The 2,718-nt window shown below is 66.5% G+C and carries 1 pseudogene; it reads right to left on the bottom strand.

What is annotated here, in order from left to right:
- Positions 1–2,020, bottom strand: a pseudogene (locus tag AB3X89_RS39270) (hypothetical protein); the annotation flags it as partial.
- Positions 2,021–2,718 lie beyond the last annotated feature (698 nt).

Below are 2,718 nucleotides of genomic sequence, written 5' to 3'. Positions count from 1 at the left end.
AGCGTTCCGGGCGCAGCGCCAGGTGCATCGCTACCCCCGTCAGTACACCGCGTGCGAGCCGGGCGTCGTCCCCGTCTTCGTCCCCGCCCAGCCGCGCCAGCGCGTTGGCAATCTGCGCGAGATGGCCGAGGTCAAACTCCCGCCACGCGAGCGGGGGCCGGCCCAGGCGTGCCGCCAGCAGCCTGGCCGCCTCCCGCAGGCCGCTCTCCTGCGGCCACCTTGACAGCCCATTCAGCGCCATCGCCACCTCATGCGCGTTCATCGCCTCGCGCAGCGCCTCCTTGGTGGCGAGCCGTTGCGCCAGGGCCAGCACCGCGTCCCGCGCTTCGGGCGCCTCCGGCCATCTGGACAGCCCATTCAGGGCCATCGCCACCTCCTGTGCGTCCATCGCCTCGCGCAGCACCTTTTCGGTGGCGATCCGCTGCGCCAGGGCCCGCACCGCGTCCCCCGCTTCAGGCGCCTCCGGCCACTTTGACAGCGCATTCAGGACCTCGGCCACATGCTGCGCGGTCATCTCCTCGCGCAGCACCTTCTCGGTGGCGACCCGCTGCGCCAGGGCCCGCACCGCGGCCCGCGCCTCAGGCGCCTCCGGCCATCTGGACAGCCCGTTCAGCGCCATCGCCACTGCCTGTGCGTCCATCGCCTCGCGCAGCACCTCCTCGGTGGCGACCCGCTGCGCCAGGGCCCGCACCGCGGCCCACGCATCGGCCTCCTCCGGCCACTTTGACAGCCCGTTCAGCGCCATCGCCACTTCCTGTGCGTTCATCGCCTCGCGCAGCACCTTCCTGGTGGCGACCCGCTGCGCCAGGGCCAGCACCGCGGCCCCCGCTTCAGGCGCCTCCGGCCACTTTGACAGCGCATTCGCGGCCATCGCCACTTCCTGGGGTGTCATCGACGTGCGCAGCTTCTTGTCGGTGGCGACCCGCTGCGCCAGCACCCGCACCGCGTCCCACGCGTCAGGCTCGTCCGGCCACTTTGACAGCGCATTCGTGGCCATCGCCACATCCTGGGGATTCATCGACGTGCGCAGCACCTCGTCGTTGGAAATCCGCCTGGCCAGGACCAGCGCTGCGTTGCAGGTGCTCCGCTCCTGCGGCCACTTCGAGAGGGCATTGAGCAGGGTTGAGATGTCCTGGCCGTTCAGCCTGCCGATCAGGCCGTACGCCCGAAGATGTCCGACAAGACGCACCACCGCTTCGCAGCACCTCCCGTGTTGCGCCGCCTTGGACAGCGCATTGCCCAGAATGGCCGCCTCCTTGGCCCGGAGCCGGTTCGCCGCGTCCGGCTTCAGCACCTGCGCTGCGATACGTTCCAGCGCCAGCCCGCAGATCTCACGGTCGGCATGCTTGCTCAGCTTGTTGGCGAGATGGGCGTAATGGGCAGCCGGCAGGTCCTCACACCAGTCGGTGTCCACGACATAGTGCGCCGCCAGTTCGACAGCCTCACGGACGTTCCCGCCTCCAAACCGGTCTTGCGGTATCTGCAGTTTCTGCAGTTTCTGCAGATACCGATCCAGGAAGTACACGTTATCGCCTGCATGGTCCGGGCGCAGAAAGACCAGCGCGCGCCCGTAGCCATTACGTTGCGCGAGCACGTTCTCCGCTGCCATGCGGAAACATCGTTGCGGAAAGCCATCATCCCGCCTGTCCCGGGACAGCAGCTGTTGCTGCTCGCGCCGTTGCGCCTCGACCGTCCGGCTGACCTCGCGTTCCGGATATGTCAGGTGTCTCGCCAGACACCGGGTGCGGCGCTGCGATTCATACGGGCCGATGCGTGCCCTTGTACGCTCCCTGTCATCCAGCGCATCCTCCGGATCTCGCACCGTTCGCTTGCGCGATGGGCCCGCTGCCTGAGCCCGGGATTCCTGTGCACCGCTTCCCGTCAGCACCGGCCGATGCTGGTAACCGGGCCGGTAGTGCGTGCCCTGAGGCGATAACGATGGCCCCGGCTGGCTCCAGCCGCGGGCCATCTCCCCCACCTTGTCCGACCCGGGCTTCTCGCGCCGGGTCAAGTCGCGCAAGGGATACCCCGCTTTCTCTTCGCCGCCATGAGGCCGCGAGGAAAACGTCCGCTGCCGCTGGGCGCCCGGATAAGCCTGCATCCCGCGCGGCTGGCGATGTACCGGTAGCGCCGCCAGCCGCATGTCAAGGGCCGGACGTGTGTGCCGATCCGCGGCCCCCCCTAGCCCCGTCCCGGATCGCCTGGGTGCTGATTCCTCAACCCCATCATTGTCACCACCGTCATCTGGACTTACTGGCCTGTCGATTTTCATTGTGGCATCCAACTGGTTGCTAGTTTCGACGGTGATTATGCACGGAGCAGACGAACAAACCTGAGGCGCAAATCGATGTCGGGCACGGCATGCTGAAGATGCGACGATATGTTTCGGTATGCGAAGGTGAAGAGAGCAGGTGGTCGAGCACGGCTTTGGGCACTGTCACGTTAAATTGGTCGCGACGTAATGAGCCGCCCCGGGTTTTCCGGAGACCGTTTTGCTTGCGTCATGCCACAGTGACAGACTCAGCGAGATTTGCATAGTAAGGGCTTTGTTCAGCAGGGTCCTTGCGCGACGACCGTGGGTCCGGTAGAAAGAGCCCAGTGATCTATCCGACAGGCGAGCTTTCATGCCTTACAAGGCAAGACTGAAAACGGGTGGGCCGCGCAAGCGGCCCAAGCCGAACTACTCGGTCACCAACGCGCACGAGTACAACGAGAGCC

Origin of the sequence: Paraburkholderia sp. BR14320 (assembly GCF_040948665.1) — a bacterium.
GTDB lineage: Bacteria > Pseudomonadota > Gammaproteobacteria > Burkholderiales > Burkholderiaceae > Paraburkholderia > Paraburkholderia youngii.
Note: the sequence above shows the minus strand (reverse complement) of the source record. Positions and strands in the feature narration are given on the sequence as shown.